Genomic DNA, 18465 nt, shown 5'->3' on the forward strand with positions numbered 1-18465 from the left:
TTGCGCACGCGCATTATCCCAGCATTCCACGGCCATGCCCGATGGCGCTTTGCATGGATTTTACCACCACGAACGCATCGCGTAGGTGACTGCGTTCGAACTCGGACAGATCCGAGGGCGACAGATAGTTGTCCGGCTTACCGCCAGCTTTGACTTCGGCGACCTGATGCTCCAGACGCGTGTCGGCAATCAGGTCATAAGCATCCAATAGATCCTGCCCACCCGATTGGCTCAGCCCACCTGCGTGGATCGCAGCCTCGAGCCGAGCGCGAGTGTTCGCTTCTTTCAGCTCACCTTGAAGCGCATAGACACGACCCAGATCGACGATGGGCACAACACCGTTATGTTTCATATCCAGCTGGTTCTTGTGCTCGCCCGAACGGATGGTTGCGAACCCGCGCAGAAGACCAAGGGGCGGCGTGTGCTTCAGCGAATTCGACACCATATGCGCCACGAAAATCGAGTTCTTAGCTGCCAACGCCAGCGTGTCTTTCTGCATGCCTTCGAAGAGACTTTCATCTCCGGCAATGGCCCGCAAATCAAACATGACCGAAGCCAGCATCTGCGCTTCGGGACTTGCTTTGGCGATCCAGCCGTCGAAATAGTCTTTCCAAACCGCAAGGGGCTGACACCAACGCGGGTTTGTCGCCATCATGTCACCTGGGCAATAGAAATAACCGCAGACGTCCAGACCGTCACAGACGAACTTAGCAAGCTCGGTAAAGTATCCGTCGCGATCTGCATCAGTGACATCATCGTGCAAAATCAGACAGTTGTCCTGATCGGACACGCCGGTTTGTTCTTGACGGCCCTGTGATCCACAGGCGGCCCAAAGGTATGGCACCGGCGCGGGGCCCAGCTTGGCCTCGCCAAGCGCAAGAAGGCGGCGGGTACAGGTGTCGGCAATGTCGGTGATCAGGCGTGTGACCACCTGATGCGGGCGCCCTCCGGCGACCAGCTGCACCAGAAGCTGTGGAATACGGGCCGTAACCTCACGCATTTCTTCAGGCGTTTCGGCCTGCGCAATCTCGCGTACCAGTTCGGCCGAGCTGACGGCCTGAAAGCGGGTCAGATCCGTTTGGCTGACGATACCAACCAGTTTGCCGCCTTCGACGATCGGAACATGGCCAATGCGGCGCTCCATCATCACGTGCAGCACATCCGAGCCAATGGCGGACGGGGCAAGCGTGATCGGGTTCGACGTCATGATCTGCGACACGGGGGTCTCTACGGGCAGCGCGACTGCCAGCACCTTGCCCGACATGTCGCGGGTGGTCAGGATACCCGTCAGGGCATCGCCGTCAGTGACACAAAGTGACGACACGCGACGGTCGCGCATCAGGACTGCGGCCTCTTGCACCGAGGTCGTGGGCGGGCAGGTCACGGGATTGGCCGCCATCAGTGTGTCCACCTGAATGGTCGCCAGATCTTGAGTATCCTGCTTGGAAACCCGATCCGCACGCGATCGGTCAAAGAAGCGTTTAACAGTGTCTTCGGCAGCAATCAGGGCGTGGAATTGATCCACTGGCAGGACCAGAAGCTTTGCCTCTGTTACCGCTTGAGCCGTGGTCACGGCCTTGCCGCCCCGCAACAGCCCACGTTCGCCAAAGGAATTTCGAAGCCCCAGATGCGACATGACCGAACCGTTCTCGTCACTGACCTCGACTTCACCTTCGTAGATGATGAACACGCCGGGCAGATCATCGCCGAATGCATAGATGCTTTCGCCTGCGGACACGGCCCGCGCTTGAAGCGTCGGCACCAGTTTCTCGACTACATCGGCTGTCAGGGCGTCATAGGGGTGAACGGATTTCAGAAATCGGAAGATCTGATCTTGGCTCAGGGGCATATTTAGTTGCCTTCTTCAAAAGTTAGTCCCGCCCGATATGACACCGGACGGGACAAATTTAAAAGGGGGCGGGTCGCCGCAGTGGGCCACCCGCCAGAACCAACTTAGTGATCCTGAGCCGAACCGGCGCCGCGCGGAACGCGAACCGACTCTACCAGCTCTTTGATCTCTGCCGGAAGCGGCTTGGTCATGCCCGAGACAACGTAAGCAACGGTGAAGTTGATCGCTGCGCCAATTGCGCCGAACGAGGTCGACTTAATTGTGCCCAGAAGCGGATCAGCATCGGTGAAGCTGTTGGTACCCGGAACAAAGAACCAGCCTTTGTGCAGGAAGATGTAGATCAGGGTTACAGTGATACCCGCGATCATGCCTGCAACGGCACCAGTGTTGTTCACTTTGGTCGAGAAGATACCCATCATCAGAGCCGGGAAGATCGACGCGGCGGCCAGACCGAAGGCAAGTGCCACGGTTTGTGCTGCGAAGCCCGGAGGGTTGAGACCCAGATAGGTAGCTACAACAATTGCTACTGCCATCGCCACACGTGCCGACAGAAGTTCGCCTTTTTCCGAGATCTGCGGGTTGATCGCACCTTTGATAAGGTCGTGCGATACAGCCGACGAGATCGCCAGAAGCAGACCAGCAGCGGTTGACAGCGCAGCGGCAAGACCACCAGCAGCAACCAGACCGATGACCCAACCCGGAAGGTTAGCAATCTCGGGGTTAGCCAGAACCAGGATGTCGCGGTTGAACTTGGTCAGCTCGTTACCGGTCCAGCCTTTTTCAGCAGCCATAGCCTGCATAGCAGTCGACTTGTCGTTGTAGTACTGGATTTTGCCGTCGCCGTTCTTGTCTTCCCAATTCAGAAGACCAGTTTTCTGCCACGTGGCCATCCAGTCATAACGCTGCTCTTCTTCGATCTGCTGTACAGTCACAGCACCACCGTTGATGCCACCATTCGGCCACATCATTTCCGAGATGTTCAGACGCGCCATTGCACCAACAGCCGGAGCGGTCAGGTAAAGCAGTGCGATGAACACCAGCGCCCAACCAGCGGACCAACGAGCGTCGGACACTTTGGGAACGGTGAAGAAGCGCATGATGACGTGCGGCAGACCCGCAGTACCGATCATCAGCGACAGAGTGAACAGAACCATGTTCAACGTGTCAGCATGGTGTGCTGTGTACTCGTTGAAGCCCAGTTCCGTTACGATAGCATCCAGTTTCGCCAGCAGAGGCTCACCCGAAGCAGCGTGCTCGCCGAACAGGCCCAGGGCCGGGATCGGGTTGCCAGTCAGCTGCAGCGAGATGAAGATCGCCGGGATGGTGTAGGCCATGATCAGCACAACGTACTGAGCAACCTGAGTGTATGTAACACCCTTCATACCGCCGAAAACTGCGTAAGCGAAAACAACTGCAGCACCGATGAACAGACCGGTTGTGTTGTCCACTTCAAGGAAGCGACCAAATGCAACACCAACGCCGGTCATCTGACCAATAACGTAGGTAGTCGACGCAACGATCAGACATACAACAGCAACGATACGTGCTGTCTGGCTGTAGAAGCGGTCGCCGATGAATTCCGACACCGTGAACTTGCCGAACTTACGCAGGTAAGGCGCAAGCAGCAGTGCCAGCAGCACATAGCCGCCGGTCCAGCCCATAAGGAACGAGCTGTTGTCGTAGCCGGTGAAGGCGATAAGGCCAGCCATCGAAATGAACGATGCAGCCGACATCCAGTCAGCAGCAGTCGCCATACCGTTGGTGACCGGGTGAACACCACGCCCAGCGGCGTAGAATTCTGATGTAGAGCCCGCACGGGCCCAGATTGCGATGCCGATGTAAAGTGCGAAGCTCGCACCCACAAACAGCAGGTTGATCGTAAACTGATCCATCTGTTTCTGGCCCCTTTATTCTTCGTCTACGCCGTGTTCACGGTCGAGTTTGTTCATGCGGAACGCGTAGTTGAAGATCAAAATCAAGAAGACAATGATCGACCCCTGCTGAGCGAACCAGAAACCAAGATCGGTTCCGCCAACGGCGATGCCAGACAGCATCGGGCGCAGCAGAATGCCGAATCCGAATGATACGATCGCCCAAATCACTAGGCTGATCTTAATGATGCGCAAGTTGGCGGACCAATATGCGTCGTTTTGTGAGTTGTCGGCCATGAAGCCTCCTCCCTCTGAAGTTCCTCCAACGGGGGCGCTTATGCGGCCCCGCCCTTCCCTTTCTTATGCGACCGCTTCCTGAACGATCTCATTAAGGTCACCTGCAATGGTATCGATAGCCTTCATGGCATCGACCTTCTGCAAGCTGCCCTTGCCCCCGTAGTAGGCAATGAGCGGTGCCGTTTGTGCGTGGTAGGCCACAAGGCGGCTTCCCACAGTTTCGGCGTTATCGTCGGCCCGGCGTTTCATGTCCGTGCCGCCGCATTTGTCGCAGACGCCGTCTTTGGCGGGCTGCTTAAACTCGTCGTGGTAACCTTCACCGCAACCGCCACAGGTGTAACGGCCCGAGATGCGGGTCACCATTGCAGCGTCATCGACCTCGAGGCTGATGGCTGCGTTGATTTTCTGTCCGCTTTCCGCCAGCAGGGCGTCGAGCGCCTCGGCCTGAACGGTGGTGCGGGGGAAACCGTCAAGAATTACGCCCTTGGCGCAATCGGCATCTGCCAGACGGTCACGCAGGATGTTGATCACGATCTCGTCCGAGACCAGTTCACCTGCTTCCATAACGGCTTTTGCAGCAAGGCCGGCTTCGGTCCCTGCTGCTACGGCTGCGCGTAAAAGATCTCCGGTCGAAAGCTGAACAAGTCCGAACTTGTCTTCCAGCATCCGGGCCTGAGTGCCCTTCCCGGCGCCCGGAGGGCCGAGAAGGATCAGAACGGGCGCGGCGGTTGTCGTTGCGCCGTCCATCATGCGTTACCTTTGGTCATGCGGTTGTCGATCAGATCGTCAACGACCGAAGGATCAGCCAGTGTCGAAGTATCGCCCAGCGCGCCGAAATCGTCTTCGGCAATTTTGCGCAGGATACGGCGCATGATTTTGCCTGAACGTGTTTTCGGCAGACCCGGCGCCCACTGAATGTGGTCGGGGCTTGCGATCGGGCCAATCTCTTGACGAACCCAATTGCGCAGCTCGACCTTCAGCTCGTCGGTATATTCTTCGCCGTCCATCAGAGTGACGTAGCAATAGATGCCTTGCCCCTTGATGTCGTGCGGGAAGCCAACAACGGCAGCCTCGGAGACCTTGGCGTGAGCGACCAGAGCGCTTTCCACCTCGGCGGTGCCCATACGGTGACCCGATACGTTGATCACGTCGTCCACACGGCCGGTGATCCAGTAGTAGCCATCCGCGTCACGGCGGCAGCCGTCACCGGTGAAGTAGTAGCCTTTGTAGTCGGCAAAATAGGTCGCTACGAAACGCTCGTGATCGCCATAGACGGTGCGCATCTGGCCGGGCCAGCTGTCTTTCATGCAAAGAACGCCTTCGGCTTCGGTCTCGTGGATTTCTTCGCCGGTGGTCGGCTCGAGGATCACAGGCTGCACACCGAAGAACGGAGTGGTAGCCGAACCGGGTTTGGTCGCAGTCGCGCCGGGCAGCGGGGTCAACAGGTGACCACCAGTCTCGGTCTGCCACCAGGTATCCACGATCGGGCATTTACCTTTTCCGATAACGTCGTTGTACCAGTTCCAGGCTTCCGGGTTGATCGGTTCGCCCACGGTACCCAGTACTTTCAGGTCCGAAAGGTCATAGTTTTCAACGAATTCGTTACCGCGTGCCATCAGGGCACGGATCGCGGTCGGAGCAGTATAGAACTGGTTCACCTTGTGCTTTTCGCACACGGCCCAGAAACGGCCTGCATCCGGATAGGTCGGCACACCTTCGAACATCACTGTGGTCGCACCATTGGCCAGCGGACCATAGACGATATAGCTGTGGCCAGTGACCCAGCCCACGTCAGCGGTACACCAATAGATGTCACCTTCGTGATAATCGAACACGTATTCTTGGGTCATTGCTGCCCAAAGCAGGTAGCCGCCGCTGCAGTGCTCAACACCTTTCGGCTGGCCGGTCGACCCCGAGGTATAAAGGATGAACAGCGGATCTTCCGAGTTCATGACCTCAGGTGCGCAATCAGCAGAGGCATCAGCCATCAGCGCGGCATAGGAATGGTCACGACCATCCACCATCGGCACGTCGCCACCGGTACGCTCGACCACCAGAACCGGGGTCGATCCCAGATCACCGTGAGCCAAAGCGGCATCAACGTTGGTTTTCAGCGGGGTGTTACGTCCACCGCGGGGGGCTTCGTCTGCAGTAATCACCAGCGATGCGCCACAGCCTTCAACACGTGCGGCCAAAGCCTCGGGCGAGAAGCCAGCAAAGACGATCGAGTGGATGGCACCAATGCGGGCACAAGCCAGCATCGAATAAGCTGCTTCCGGGATCATCGGAAGATAAAGAACGACGCGGTCGCCTTTCTTGACGCCCATGCCCTTCATCACGTTGGCAAGCTTCGACACCTGCTGGTGGAGCTCGTTATACGTGATCTTCTTATCGAGGTTCGGATCGTCCGATTCCCAGATGATTGCGACCTGGTCACCACGGGTCTCGAGGTGGCGGTCGATACAGTTGGCCGAGACGTTCAATTCGCCATCTTCGAACCATTTGATCGACACATCGGGGTGCGCAAAAGTTGTGTTCTTGATTTTGGTCGGCGTCTTTGTCCAAGACAGACGCGTCATTTGCTCGGCCCAGAATGCTTCAGGGTCATTTACGGATGCGGCATACATCTCTTGATATTTTGCAGCATCGATATGTGCATTCGAGACAAACTCCTCAGACGGAGCATAGGTCTTATCAGCCGTAGCTTGCGACGACATTCAGGTTCCTCCCAGATATTCCTCCAAACGCGACCGGAGCGCGCGGGCTGGGAAATCACCAAATAGGATTATTCCCAAACTTGCCTTGAAAACTGGAGGATTAATCACATCTAAACAACAGATTTTGTGTAAATTTGTTTAACTGACGCGATGTAAACTGTTATTTTGTACTTATTCACCACATCAAGTACTTATAATTACTAACTATTTTTGTAAATACCCTTGGTCAAAAATGTAAAATCTTGACAGTTTCACCTGTTCGTGCGGACCTTCCCCAACGCATCATTTTTAAGCGTTAAGGGTGAAAACAACACATCAATGCGGAACTATTGGATGTGAAATGATCCTCAAACGATTCACCCCGCGCTTGACAGGCTGCGGTGGCGCAAGGCACATCCCAGATCATGCAAAGCCCATTCCAAGACCTTCTGTCCCGACGCCATTCGGTACGTGCCTTCACCAAAGATCCGGTACCCAGAACCGATCTGGAACAGATCTGTCAGGCGGCACGAAAAGCGCCCAGCGGGGCCAATTTGCAGCCCGGCAAGTTCCACGTTCTAACAGGCCCGGCGCTGGACGAGCTGACAGGCGCCTTACACGACGCGTTAGATCGCAACGAACAGCCTGTCAGCGAGTATTCCTATTTCCCAATCCCGATGCCGGCTGACCTGAAAGCCCGGCAGCGTGCGGCCGGATACGCGCTTTATCAGGCGCTGGAGATTGCAAAGCGCGACGTAGCAGGGCGACGGGCGCAATTTGCGCGCAACTATGCCTTCTTTGACGCACCCGTGGGCGTGGTGGCGACCATTGACCGACGCATGGGCAAGGGGTGCTTCATGGATTTGGGCATGTCGCTGATGACGCTTTTGCTGGCGGCCGAGGATCTGGGCTATGGCGCGACGGGGATTGGGGCGTTGGCCAACTATGCCCATGTGGTGCATGACCATATGAAACTGCCCGAAGACGAGTTGGTCGTTTGTGGCATTGCCATCGGCAAAAAGGACGAGGCCGCGCCTGTGAACCAGTTCCGCACCGAACGCGATGCTTTGGACGTGTTCACCAGTTTTCACGGCTTTGACGATTAAACGGCAGAAAGAACCAACGCGCTGCCCAATCCGCCCGCTGCTGCTATCGCGGCCACGCCAGCCCCACCCTTTTGTACAAGCTGATGATAAAGCCCGACCGCTACGATCGCACCGGATGCGCCAATTGGGTGCCCACGAGCCAAAGCGCCTCCATTCGGGTTCACAATATCTCGCGGCAGATCCGCACCCTCCTGACAGGCAATGGCCTGAACGGCGAACGCCTCCATGACTTCGGCGACGGTCAGACTGTCAACCGTCCGCCCTGCGCGGTCCAATGCGGCCTTGATCGCGACCACCGGGGCGATGCCAGGCAGATCGGGTGCTCCGCCAAGGCTTGATCCAGCCTCGATCCGGATTTTCGGCGCTGAAAGCGTCCGCGCCACGCGATCCGACACGACAAGCACGAACGCCGCACCATCTGCGGCGACAGCCATGTTGGCGGCAGTCACGCTGCCCGCCACCACCGGCGCGCGTGCGCAAAGGCGCGCGTTCAAGTTGCGGGTGAAGGCGTCTCTGTCCTGCCCCTCTAGCGTGACGATCTGCCCCGAGAGGTCCGCCTGCAAAGCTGCTTGATGACTTGCGACGGCCCACTCATCCTGCGCCTGTCGCGTGATCCCCAATGTCTGCGCCAACGCTTCGGCGGCTTCGGCCATGTCCGGATCACGGCCCGGCCACGGGGTGAACTGCGCTTGGTCATAGGGTTCCGGCGCACGTCCATCCGCGAAGGTTCGGTATCGCAAGGGCCTGCGCGAGTAGCTCTCGGCCCCGCCCGCGATCACCACATCATGCTGGCCAGACAATACCATAGACTGCGCCAGCATCACTGCATCAAGCCCGCCGCAGCATTGGCGATCTATGCTCAGGCCCCCGACGGTTTCCGGCAGGCCCGCAGCCAGTGCAGCCACCCGCGCCGGATTGCCGCCTGCGCCCAGTGCGTTTGCAAGGATCAGCTCGCCGACCTGATCGGTAGTCATGCCGGCGCTGTCCAGAAGCGCACGAATGACCGGAGCGGCAAGGTCATGGATGTCCAGCGCAGCGAACGCCCCACCATGCGGGATAACCGGGCTGCGTTTTGCGCCAACGATCCAAGCGTTATTCATGTCCCGCTCCTACTATCTTCCCCAGACGCACAAGATCCGGCTTGCCTGCGGGCAACATCGGCAACTCTTGTATATATCTCACCTGACGCGGGACCGAATGTGCGCCCAACTCATCGTGGCATAGCTTCAAGGCCGCGCGCGTCAGATCAGGCTGTGCAGCCCCTTCCACCACGGCGACAAGCACCTGCCCTCGTAGCGCGTCGTCCACCGGCACCACCACACAACGTGCGCGTGGCATTACACGGTGGAACACGGTCTCGATCACTTCCGGGAAGACATTTTGATCCGCCACTGTGACCATGCGCGACTTGCGGCCCAGAAGATACAGAAAGCCGTTTGGGTCTAGGCGCGCCATCTCGCCAACAGTCAGGAAGCCGTCCTGCCATCTGGTATCGACGCTGTCGCCTTCCACATAGCCATCAAACAGATAGGGGCTTTTCACCCACAACTCTCCTGCCCCCTGCGCGACCGGTTGCCCATCGCTGTCTCGCAGATCAATCTGCACGCCCGGATAGGCGCGACCGACCGAGCCGACCGGCGTACCTGTTGGGGCAATACTCATGAAACTGGTTTCTGACGCGCCGAAGAACTCGTGCAGTTCGGCATTGGGAAACAGACAGGCGAGCGCTGTTGCCGTATCTTGGTCCAGTTTTCCACCACCAGAAAAGACCTGCCGCATATCTGGCAGAGGGCTGGTGTCCGCTTTCAAAAGCAGGCGCAACTGCGCCGGTGTGGCATAGAGCACGTGTACCTTGTCACGCTTAAGTCCCAGCAGCTGGGTACGGGGCGACAGGCCCGCGAGCACGGATAGATCCGCCCCCAGATGAAACGCCTCGATGATGGCAAACAGCACCAAGGAATGCCCGGGATCGCCAAGCACGGCATAGGGTGTGTCTGCCCCGGCACCAAACTGGCGGCGGGTGATTTCAAAACTGGCGATCCAGCTTTCTGGGCGACGCTGGATGGTCTTTGGGGCACCGCTGGATCCAGAGCTTTGGCATTGCAGCACCTGCTGCCCATCATCGGCCTGCCAGACCTCGATCGGATCGCCCGTCACTTGACGCGCACGGATACTAGCCCCGTCGCGCAATCCATTCGCTAAAAGCTGCACAGCGCGCGCCGCGCGTCGCGCCTGTTCGGGCGCGCCCTCATCCGGAAAGTGGACGGTGCTTTGCATGTCTTGCCGAAACCGCATGGCGTCTTGCTGCCCTTTTCTTGGCGATAGCCTGCGCCCTTTGTAGAAGCCCACCCCGCCAAGGGAAAGCCCAACAGAAAACGGGCGCGATCTGCACCGCGCCCGTTTCGATGTCGTTCCAATCAGTGGCGTCAGCCGCGCACCACATAGACCGAACAGGTCGAGTGGCGCACCACCCGCGCAGCGTTCGGCCCCAAAAGATAGTCTTTCAGGTCAGGCCGGTGCGCCCCAAGAACAATCAGATCGGCTTTGCTAAGCTCGGCGGCGCGCAGCACCTCTTCATAGACCGAGCCGATCGCCACAATGTGACGCACTTTGCTGTCGGCCTCTTCCCCCAAGGTTTTCAGGGTCATTGCCTTCAAAAGTTCACTGGCGTCGTTCTGTGCCGATTTGACGTGGTGGTCCTGAAAATACGCCCCGACCACCGACATGCCGAAATCTGGCACAACGGTAATCACGTCCAACTGCGCATCACGCATAGTTGCAAGCTCGGACGCGGTTTTCAGAACAGAGTTTTCAGCGTCAACGCGGTTGATATCGACTGCACAAAGGATGGTCTGGGTCATGCCGCTTCTCCTTCCATCATCTCTTCTTCCTTGGCGCGACGCGATTGCAGGAAGGCCACGAGGCCCAGAAGCAATAGCGCCGGGATGAAGATCAGTTCTTTCGGCAATTGGTTCGAAGGCGCCTGTACCGACGAGATCTGCACGGGATCATCCCCGTAGAAATCGAAGGTCGACAGCTGATCGGACAACGGCGTGCCGAACATCGGCTCGTCAATCCGCATCACATCACCTTCCGGCATCAGCATGATCCCAGCTGCATCCAGTCGGGCCGCGCCTCCTTCGGCTTCGGGGACGTTCAGCACAACCGTCAGGTCCTTGACCTCGAGCGTGTCAAAGTCCGGCCCCGAAATCACCACGCGCAGCGGAGCACCGGGAACCGCTTCACCAATGGCTTGCTCGATCTGAGCAGGCGCGATCTGCGTAAACGGCGGTTGGATCTGGTTCATAAAGAAGCCCGGACGGAACAGCGCAAAGGCCACGACCAGAAGGGCAACAGTTTCCCAGATGCGCGACTTCGTCAGGAAGAAACCCATGGTGCCCGCCGTAAAGACAAGGATACCGATGGTCGCCACCACGAAGACAATGACCCCTTGCGTGATCGTCACATCAATCAACAGAAGATCCGTGTTGAAGATGAAGACAAACGGCAAGGCAACGGTGCGCAGGCTATAGAAGAACGCGGTGAAACCGGTGCGGATGGCGTCGCCACCAGACACAGCCGCTGCCGCGAAACTTGCCAGCCCCACCGGGGGCGTCACATCCGCCATGATCCCGAAATAGAAGACGAAGAGGTGAACCGCGATCAGCGGCACAACAAGGCCGGACTGCGCGCCAAGTTCAACGACAACGCCCACCATCAGCGAGGACACAACGATATAGTTCGCCGTGGTCGGCAGGCCCATCCCAAGGATCAGCGATAGGATCGCCACAAAGATCAGCATCAGGATCAGGTTGCCGCCGGACAGGAACTCGACAAAGTCCGCCATCACCTGACCGATCCCGGTCAGCGATACGGTGCCCACGATGATGCCCGCGGTGGCCGTGGCCAGACCGATGCCGATCATGTTGCGCGACCCGTCGATCATACCTTCGATCAGGTCCATCAGACCATCGCGCAGACGGCCAACCGGGTTGGTTTCCCCCCGGAACAGCGCTTTCAGCGCCTTCTGGGTCAGAAGGATGCCGAACAGAAGGAACGTGGCCCAAAAAGCCGACAGGCCGGGTGATTTGCGCTCGATCATCAGGAAGTAAACCAGCACGATGATCGGCAGCAGGTAGTACAGGCCCGACTTATAGATCTTGGCCACGTCAGGCAGTTCAACCACCTCTGCGTTCGGATCATCGGGTTCCAGATCAGGTACCTGAGCTGCAATATAAATCAGGGCAATGTAGAGTGCGAACAGCAGCAGAGACAGGATCCAACCTGAACCCGAAGGGAACAGAGATGTGATCCATCCAACAGGATACTGAGTCGCATAACACAAGAGCGCAAAGCTTGCGAAGAACGCAAACATTCCACCAATGGTTTTGCCCATCGAGACAACTTTGTTACCAATGGTCGGCATCTTGGTTTTCACCGCTTCAAGATGCACGATATACACCAGCGCAATGTAAGAGATAATTGCAGGCAGGAACGCGTGGGTGATGACCTCGACGTACGAGATACCCACATACTCCACCATCAGGAACGCAGCGGCGCCCATAACAGGCGGCATGATCTGACCGTTCACAGACGACGCAACTTCAACCGCGCCCGCTTTTTCGGCCGAGAAGCCAACACGCTTCATCAGAGGAATGGTGAAGGTACCAGTGGTCACAACATTGGCAATCGACGAGCCCGAGATCAGGCCAGTGGCCGCCGAGCCGACGACCGCAGCTTTTGCGGGGCCGCCACGCAGGTGACCAAGCGCGCCAAACGCCATCTTGATGAAGTAGTTGCCTGCGCCAGCGCGATCCAGAAGCGCGCCGAACAGAACAAACAGGAAGACAAACTTGGTGGACACGCCCAGCGCGATGCCGAACACACCCTCCGAGGTGATCCACATGTGGCTCATCGCTTTACGAAGCGACGCACCTGCCCAGCGGATCTGGTCGGGGATCACTTCGGATGATCCGAAGAAGACGTAAAACAGAAAAACGACCGCCAAGGCCACCATGACGGGGCCAAGGGTACGATAGGCTGCAATGAACAGGAAGGTCAGGCCCGCAAGCGCGAAATACGCGTCAGATTGGTCAGCCAGACCACCATTTGAAACGATCTTTTCGTAGAAGAAATAACCGTAGAGCGCCAAAAACGCCCCACCGACCCCAAGCACCCAGTCATACCACGGAATATAGTTGCGCGGGCTGGACTTGAACAATGGATAAGCCATCGCGGCCAGGAATATCGCAAAGGCCAGATGGAACTGGCGCGAGTTGTTAATCAGGTCTCCAGGCAGAACGTAAGGCGCAACCGGCGAGGCCAGAAGAACCTGAAAAATCGACCATATCAGGGCGACGGCGGCAATCATCAGCCCGACCGCGCCCTGCGGATTTCGCGCGCCGGTGTCACTGGCGGCGACGAGCTCTTGAAGCTCTTCTTCGCTAAGTGCGCGTTCCTCTTTCGTGGACATCTTGTCTCTCCCTCGGTCTCCAAGCGACCGCACTAGTGTACTTGAATACATGCCCGATCTTCTGCCGGGTCAAATGATCGGGGGACGTAAGACCGCCCCCCGATCAAAAGGCTTACTGGTTACAGATTACTCGATAATACCAGCCTCTTTGTAGTATTTCGCAGCACCCGGGTGCAGCGGAGCCGACAGACCAGCGGTTGCCATTTCCTTGGGATCAAGGTTGGCGAATGCCGGGTGCAGACCTTTGAAGTCTTCGATATTTTTCATCACCGACGACACAACCGCATACACAGCGTCTTCCGACACAGCGTCCGAGCTGACGAAGGTTGCGCCCACACCGAAGGTGGCGGTGTCAGCGTCGTTGCCGCGATACATGCCGCCCGGAATGGTTGCGGTACGGTAGAACGAGTTGTCGGCAACCAGTTTTTCAACTGCCTCGCCCGAGACTTCGACCAGCACCGAGTCACACGCGGTGGTAGCTTCCTGGATCGAACCCGAGGGGTGACCAACGGTGTAAACCATGGCGTCGATCTGGTTGTCGCAGAGCGCTGCCGACTGTTCCGAAGCTTTCAGCTCGGTTGCCAAGGCGAAGTCATCGGTGGTCCAGCCAAGCGCTTCCAGCAGAACTTCCATGGTTCCGCGCTGACCGGAACCGGGGTTGCCGATGTTTACGCGTTTGCCTTTGAGGTCTGCGAAGGTCTTGATGCCGCTGTCAGCACGCGCCACGACGGTGAAGGGCTCGGGGTGGACCGAGAACACAGCGCGCAGGCCTTCGAACTTGCCGGCATCTTCGAATTTCGAGGTGCCGTTATAGGCGTGGTACTGCCAGTCCGACTGGGCCACACCAAATTCCAGCTCGCCTTCGCGGATGGTGTTGATGTTGTAGACCGAACCACCGGTCGACTCGACCGAGCAGCGAACGCCGTGGTCTTTGCGACCTTTGTTTACCAGACGGCAGATGGCGCCACCTGTCGGATAGTACACGCCGGTCACGCCGCCGGTACCGATGGTGATGAACTCTTCTGCAAACGCAGCTGGCGCCATCACTGCGGTGGCAGCAACCCCTGCTAATGCAATCTTGAACCCTTTAAACATCAGATTTCTCCCTTGTTGATGTTTGTTTATTCGCTCCACACTTCGGCCAATTGCCGGTTGTGAAGCTCGACTTCGGCAATTCGTTCTTGGGCCGCAACGCCTGCGCGTCCGACCACCATTCCGACGATGGTTTCCAGAAGAAACATCGTCGAGACATAAGACGAATAGAAATGAGGGCTATCGGTCGACACGGTGAACCCCGCCGACGCAAATTCCAACGCTGGACACGTATGTGTATCGGTGATCACCACAACGAAAACCCCTAACTCACGCGCAAGCCTGGCTGCTTTGATCACTGAGACAGCAAATGGCGGCTTGGTAACTATAAGTAGTGCATCACGTTCATCGAGCCCTGACAAGGCTCCCCCTAGGGAAGCCCCCATTCGATTGGCCAGAATCCAGTTATCTGCGCAGAAATTCGCCATATAAGACAGGTATTCGACGACACCGGTTGACCCCAATGCACCCAGCAAAAGCACTTTTCGTGACTTGGCCAAACGGTCTGCAACGTCACGAATCGCGTCCGTGTCCAGACCGGCCATCGTCTGCCTCAGGTTGTTCTCGCATGCGGCGAAATGGTCCTGCACGAAGTCAGATTTCCCGTCACCATGCGCCTTCTGAAGCTGCCCCGCACGATCCGCAAAGTTGTTCACTTTCCGATCGATCTTGTCGCGCATCTCGTCCCGCAGCTCATCGAAGTTGGAATACTCCAGTGCACGGGCAAGTCGCGAGAACGTGGCAGGTGACACGCCGGTTTGTGCCGACACGGTCCGCAAAGGGCGCGACACGGCATCCAATGGATTGGCCACAAGGTAATCCGCCGCAGCACGCAGCGCACCACTTAGATCACCGTAGGCCACAGCCAGCCTCTTTTCGAAGCTTTCACTCGTGTTCACGTCCAGATGCCTCCCTGCTTGGACTGGTCCAGTGTTCCTTTTGTTTCACATATTGTCAATTCTGGTATTTTTTGTTTCAATGCCAACAGTATTAACGGGACATGCGAGGGGACACCATGTCACATATTTTCCCGCGTCACTGCAAATCAGCTCCACCTGTCGCAACACGCGGAGATGGTATTTACCTGATTGATTCTGAAGGAAAAAGGTACCTTGATGGGTCGGGTGGTGCAGCGGTGTCTTGCCTTGGTCATTCGGACCCGGACGTGGCCCAGGCCATGCATGATCAGATCGACAGACTCAGCTTTGCCCATACCGGATTCCTGACCTCGGAACCGGCAGAATCACTCGCGGACCGTTTGATCGCGCACGCGCCCGAGGGAATCGAACGGGTGTATCTTGTCTCTGGCGGCTCGGAAGCTGTCGAGGCAGCGCTGAAGCTGGCGCGCCAATACATGATCGAAATTGGGCAGACCCAACGCACCCGTTTCATTGCCCGCAAGCAAAGCTACCACGGCAACACGCTGGGTGCTTTGGGAACCGGCGGCAACATGTGGCGGCGCGAACCCTTTGACCCGCTGATGATGTCAGCCAGCCATATCGACCCATGCTATGAATACCGCCTGCGCCAAGAAGGTGAGACCGAAGAAGAATACGGACTGCGTGCTGCGAATGCCTTGGAAGACGAAATCCTGCGCGTCGGACCCGAGAGCGTGATCGGCTTTCTTGCCGAACCAGTGGTCGGTGCTACGTCGGGGGCGGTGCCCGCCGTCAAAGGCTATTTCAAACGCATCCGCGAAATCTGTGACCAATACGGGGTCCTTCTGATCCTTGACGAGGTCATGTGCGGCATGGGCCGTACCGGCACCCTGTTCGCCTGCGAGCAAGACGAGATTTCGCCCGATATCATCACCATCGCCAAGGGGCTTGGGGCTGGTTATCAGCCGATCGGCGCAATGCTGTGCGCGGGCGCGATCTATGAAGCGATCGCACAGGGCAGCGGGTTCTTTCAGCATGGGCACACCTATATCGGGCACCCGGTGGCCTCTGCCGCCGCAGATGCGGTCGTTCGCAAACTGACCGAAGGCGGCATGGTCGCGCGCGCGGCCAAGATGGGCGAACGACTGAACGATGCGCTCCACGCCGAGTTTGGCCAGCATCCCCATATCGGTGACATCCGCGGACGCGGCATGTTTCGCGGGTTGGAGATCGTGGCGGATCGCGACAGCAAAGCGCCCTTTGACCCATCCCGTGGCATCGCGGGTCGCCTGAAGAAGCAGGCGTTTGAGAATGGCCTGATCTGCTATCCAATGAGCGGTACGATTGACGGGCAGACCGGGGACCACGTGCTTCTGGCCCCACCCTTCATCATTTCGGATGATCAGATTGACGAGCTGGTGGGCAAGCTGTCCATGTCCTTGGAGCAAGTTCTGTGACGCCACTTCCCAAGATCATGCTGGCCCCAAACGGGGCGCGTTTGACCAAGGCCGACCACCCTGCCCTGCCGATGATCCCGGAAGAGATTCTGGACACCACGCAAGCCTGTCAGGCGTTGGGCGTAGATGGGTTACATCTGCATTTGCGAGATCAAGATGGGAAGCATCTTCTGGATGCTGACGCTTATTCCGGCGCTCTGAAGCTGTTTCGCTCCGAGATGCCCGGTTTTCCGGTACAAATCACGACCGAGGCGGTCGGAATGTACGAACCCGCCCATCAAAGGCATATCGCGTTGAACTCGGGTGCGGACATGGTCTCGGCTTCCGTGCGCGAGCTGTGCCGCGATGATCACGATGTAACGCGGGCGTTTTACAACGACTGCGATCAATGCGGCATTGCCGTGCAGCATATCCTGTACGACGTTGAAGACGCGAAACTTCTGACACGCGTATTGGATGAACGTCTTCTGACCGCGCCGGAGCTTCAACTGATCTTCGTGCTGGGGCGCTATGCCGTCGGGCAGAAATCCGACCCGAAGGATCTGGACCCGTTTCTGGCGTGGCTGACATCAACAGGCCTGACACCCGACTGGGCCGTCTGCGCCTTTGGTCCAAGCGAAACCCCCGCCCTTGTGCGAGCGGTTCAGGCTGGTGGGAAGTGCCGGATCGGATTCGAGAACTCGCGCCAGCACGCGGACGGGTCCGTTGCACAGGACAATGCCGCGCGCGTGGCTGAGTTGGTGAAGGCCTGCGCCGAGTTAGCGTAAGCCTTAAAACATCTTCGCGCGGGCATCCGTCGGCGACATGCCGAACTGTTTCTTGAAGGATCGCACAAGGCTGGAGCGAGTCCCAAACCCGGTGGCCGCTGCAATCTCATGCATGGAATAGCTGGTCTGCTGCACCAGCTGGCTGGCACGTTCCAACCGCAAGCTGCGATAGATCGTCAGGGGGCTGACCCCCAGCTGAGTAGCAAACCGGCGCTGCAATTGGCGTGACGACACGTTCATGATCCGGGCGATTTGGACGATCGACAGGGTGTACTCCAGATGCTCTAGCATCACGGCCACGCAGTCGCCGATGATCCTGTCGCCACCGGAATAGCGTTTGATGAGGTGTTCTTGCTTGCCGTGGAACGGCTCGCCCGAGACCTCAAGCCCGACATAGTCGCCGAAGGTGGCGGCGGAAAACCCGCCCATCTCGGCTTCGAGCAACCTTAAGAACAGGCGCAGGGCCGCGAAGATACTGGTGGCACTGCAGATGCGCCCATCAATGGCAAAGGGCGCGCCGGTGTCGATGCAGAACAGCCCCTCTTCTTCCGCCACGAAGCGCAGGTTGGAATGCACGGCCAAGGCGGTGCGGCTGGCAAAGACCGATTTGCACAGGACGAACACGCCGCCGCCCACCAACACGCATTGACGGCTAAGGCGCAGAATCTGGTGGGCGCGGCCAAGCTGTTTCTGGTCCAACTGCCAACGCGCGTGGAAATCGGCCCAGAACACCACGGTGCGGTTGCGCCAATATGCCTGATCATGCGACGGGCAGCTATCCAGCGTATAGACAGACAGGTCGCGCGGTGTTTCCGCGTTGGTGAACTGATCAAGCGAGATGAAGAAGTCGCGAAAGACGCTGGCCAAGGCCACATGGCTGCGATCCGGCACAATGATTGTGATGCCCTGAATGGGGCCAATGGCCGACAGGTCATTCATCGGGGTCATAAGTGTGTTCTGAATATTCATAGATGCATCC

15 protein-coding genes are annotated in these 18465 nt (G+C 58.0%); 3 read left to right on the top strand and 12 right to left on the bottom strand.

Going from position 1 to position 18465, the window contains the following annotated elements; all coding sequences use genetic code 11:
• Window positions 1-13 precede the first annotated feature (13 nt).
• The 5 genes from ALP8811_RS10475 to acs form a co-directional block, all read right to left on the bottom strand.
• Window positions 14-1849, bottom strand: coding sequence for a putative nucleotidyltransferase substrate binding domain-containing protein (locus ALP8811_RS10475; RefSeq protein ID WP_108857050.1), 1836 nt, complete (start codon window positions 1847-1849; stop codon window positions 14-16).
• 104 nt (window positions 1850-1953) lie between these two features.
• Window positions 1954-3741, bottom strand: a complete 1788-nt coding sequence (locus ALP8811_RS10480) for a sodium:solute symporter family protein (RefSeq protein ID WP_108857051.1) — start codon at window positions 3739-3741, stop codon at window positions 1954-1956.
• Window positions 3742-3756: 15 nt separating this feature from the next.
• Window positions 3757-4017 carry a DUF4212 domain-containing protein gene (locus ALP8811_RS10485; protein WP_108857052.1) on the bottom strand — a complete coding sequence of 87 codons (261 nt, stop codon included), beginning with the start codon at window positions 4015-4017 and terminating at the stop codon, window positions 3757-3759.
• Window positions 4018-4080: 63 nt separating this feature from the next.
• Window positions 4081-4764 (bottom strand): adenylate kinase, encoded by a 684-nt coding sequence (locus ALP8811_RS10490; protein ID WP_108857053.1) that lies wholly within the window; start codon window positions 4762-4764, stop codon window positions 4081-4083.
• Entirely contained in the window at window positions 4764-6734 is a 1971-nt protein-coding gene (gene acs / locus ALP8811_RS10495; RefSeq protein WP_108857054.1) for an acetate--CoA ligase, read from the bottom strand. The genes ALP8811_RS10490 and acs overlap by 1 nt, the downstream gene beginning before the upstream one ends.
• 404 nt (window positions 6735-7138) lie before the next feature.
• On the opposite strand from acs, the gene ALP8811_RS10500 reads away from it, so the two are divergent.
• Entirely contained in the window at window positions 7139-7819 is a 681-nt protein-coding gene (locus ALP8811_RS10500; protein WP_108857055.1) for a nitroreductase, read from the top strand.
• Here ALP8811_RS10500 and ALP8811_RS10505 read toward each other — a convergent pair.
• The 6 genes from ALP8811_RS10505 to ALP8811_RS10530 all read right to left on the bottom strand — a co-directional run bounded on the left by ALP8811_RS10505 (window position 7816) and on the right by ALP8811_RS10530 (window position 15283).
• On the bottom strand, window positions 7816-8919 hold the full coding sequence (locus tag ALP8811_RS10505) for a thiolase family protein (protein ID WP_108857056.1): 1104 nt from the start codon (window positions 8917-8919) through the stop codon (window positions 7816-7818). The two genes, ALP8811_RS10500 and ALP8811_RS10505, sit on opposite strands and share 4 nt — an antisense overlap.
• Entirely contained in the window at window positions 8912-10114 is a 1203-nt protein-coding gene (locus ALP8811_RS10510; RefSeq protein WP_108857057.1) for an AMP-binding protein, read from the bottom strand. The genes ALP8811_RS10505 and ALP8811_RS10510 overlap by 8 nt, the downstream gene beginning before the upstream one ends.
• 131 nt (window positions 10115-10245) lie before the next feature.
• Window positions 10246-10680 carry a universal stress protein gene (locus ALP8811_RS10515; RefSeq protein ID WP_108857058.1) on the bottom strand — a complete coding sequence of 145 codons (435 nt, stop codon included), beginning with the start codon at window positions 10678-10680 and terminating at the stop codon, window positions 10246-10248.
• A complete protein-coding gene (locus ALP8811_RS10520) occupies window positions 10677-13292 on the bottom strand; it encodes a TRAP transporter permease (protein ID WP_108857059.1) in 2616 nt (871 codons plus the stop codon). The genes ALP8811_RS10515 and ALP8811_RS10520 overlap by 4 nt, the downstream gene beginning before the upstream one ends.
• A gap of 126 nt (window positions 13293-13418) precedes the next feature.
• Window positions 13419-14387, bottom strand: a complete 969-nt coding sequence (locus ALP8811_RS10525) for a TAXI family TRAP transporter solute-binding subunit (protein WP_108857060.1) — start codon at window positions 14385-14387, stop codon at window positions 13419-13421.
• A 26-nt stretch (window positions 14388-14413) separates the two neighbouring features.
• Window positions 14414-15283: a MurR/RpiR family transcriptional regulator gene (locus ALP8811_RS10530; RefSeq protein WP_245924617.1), complete on the bottom strand. Its 870-nt coding sequence runs from the start codon at window positions 15281-15283 to the stop codon at window positions 14414-14416.
• A 116-nt stretch (window positions 15284-15399) separates the two neighbouring features.
• On the opposite strand from ALP8811_RS10530, the gene ALP8811_RS10535 reads away from it, so the two are divergent.
• Window positions 15400-16719 carry an aspartate aminotransferase family protein gene (locus ALP8811_RS10535; RefSeq protein ID WP_108857061.1) on the top strand — a complete coding sequence of 440 codons (1320 nt, stop codon included), beginning with the start codon at window positions 15400-15402 and terminating at the stop codon, window positions 16717-16719.
• Window positions 16716-17486 (top strand): 3-keto-5-aminohexanoate cleavage protein, encoded by a 771-nt coding sequence (locus ALP8811_RS10540; protein ID WP_108857062.1) that lies wholly within the window; start codon window positions 16716-16718, stop codon window positions 17484-17486. Before ALP8811_RS10535 ends, ALP8811_RS10540 begins: the two co-directional genes overlap by 4 nt.
• A gap of 3 nt (window positions 17487-17489) precedes the next feature.
• Here the strand turns inward: ALP8811_RS10540 and ALP8811_RS10545 are convergent, their stop codons facing one another.
• Window positions 17490-18455, bottom strand: a complete 966-nt coding sequence (locus ALP8811_RS10545) for a helix-turn-helix domain-containing protein (RefSeq protein WP_108857063.1) — start codon at window positions 18453-18455, stop codon at window positions 17490-17492.
• Window positions 18456-18465 lie beyond the last annotated feature (10 nt).

It is taken from the genome of Aliiroseovarius pelagivivens, assembly GCF_900302485.1.
Classification (GTDB): Bacteria; Pseudomonadota; Alphaproteobacteria; order Rhodobacterales; family Rhodobacteraceae; genus Aliiroseovarius; species Aliiroseovarius pelagivivens.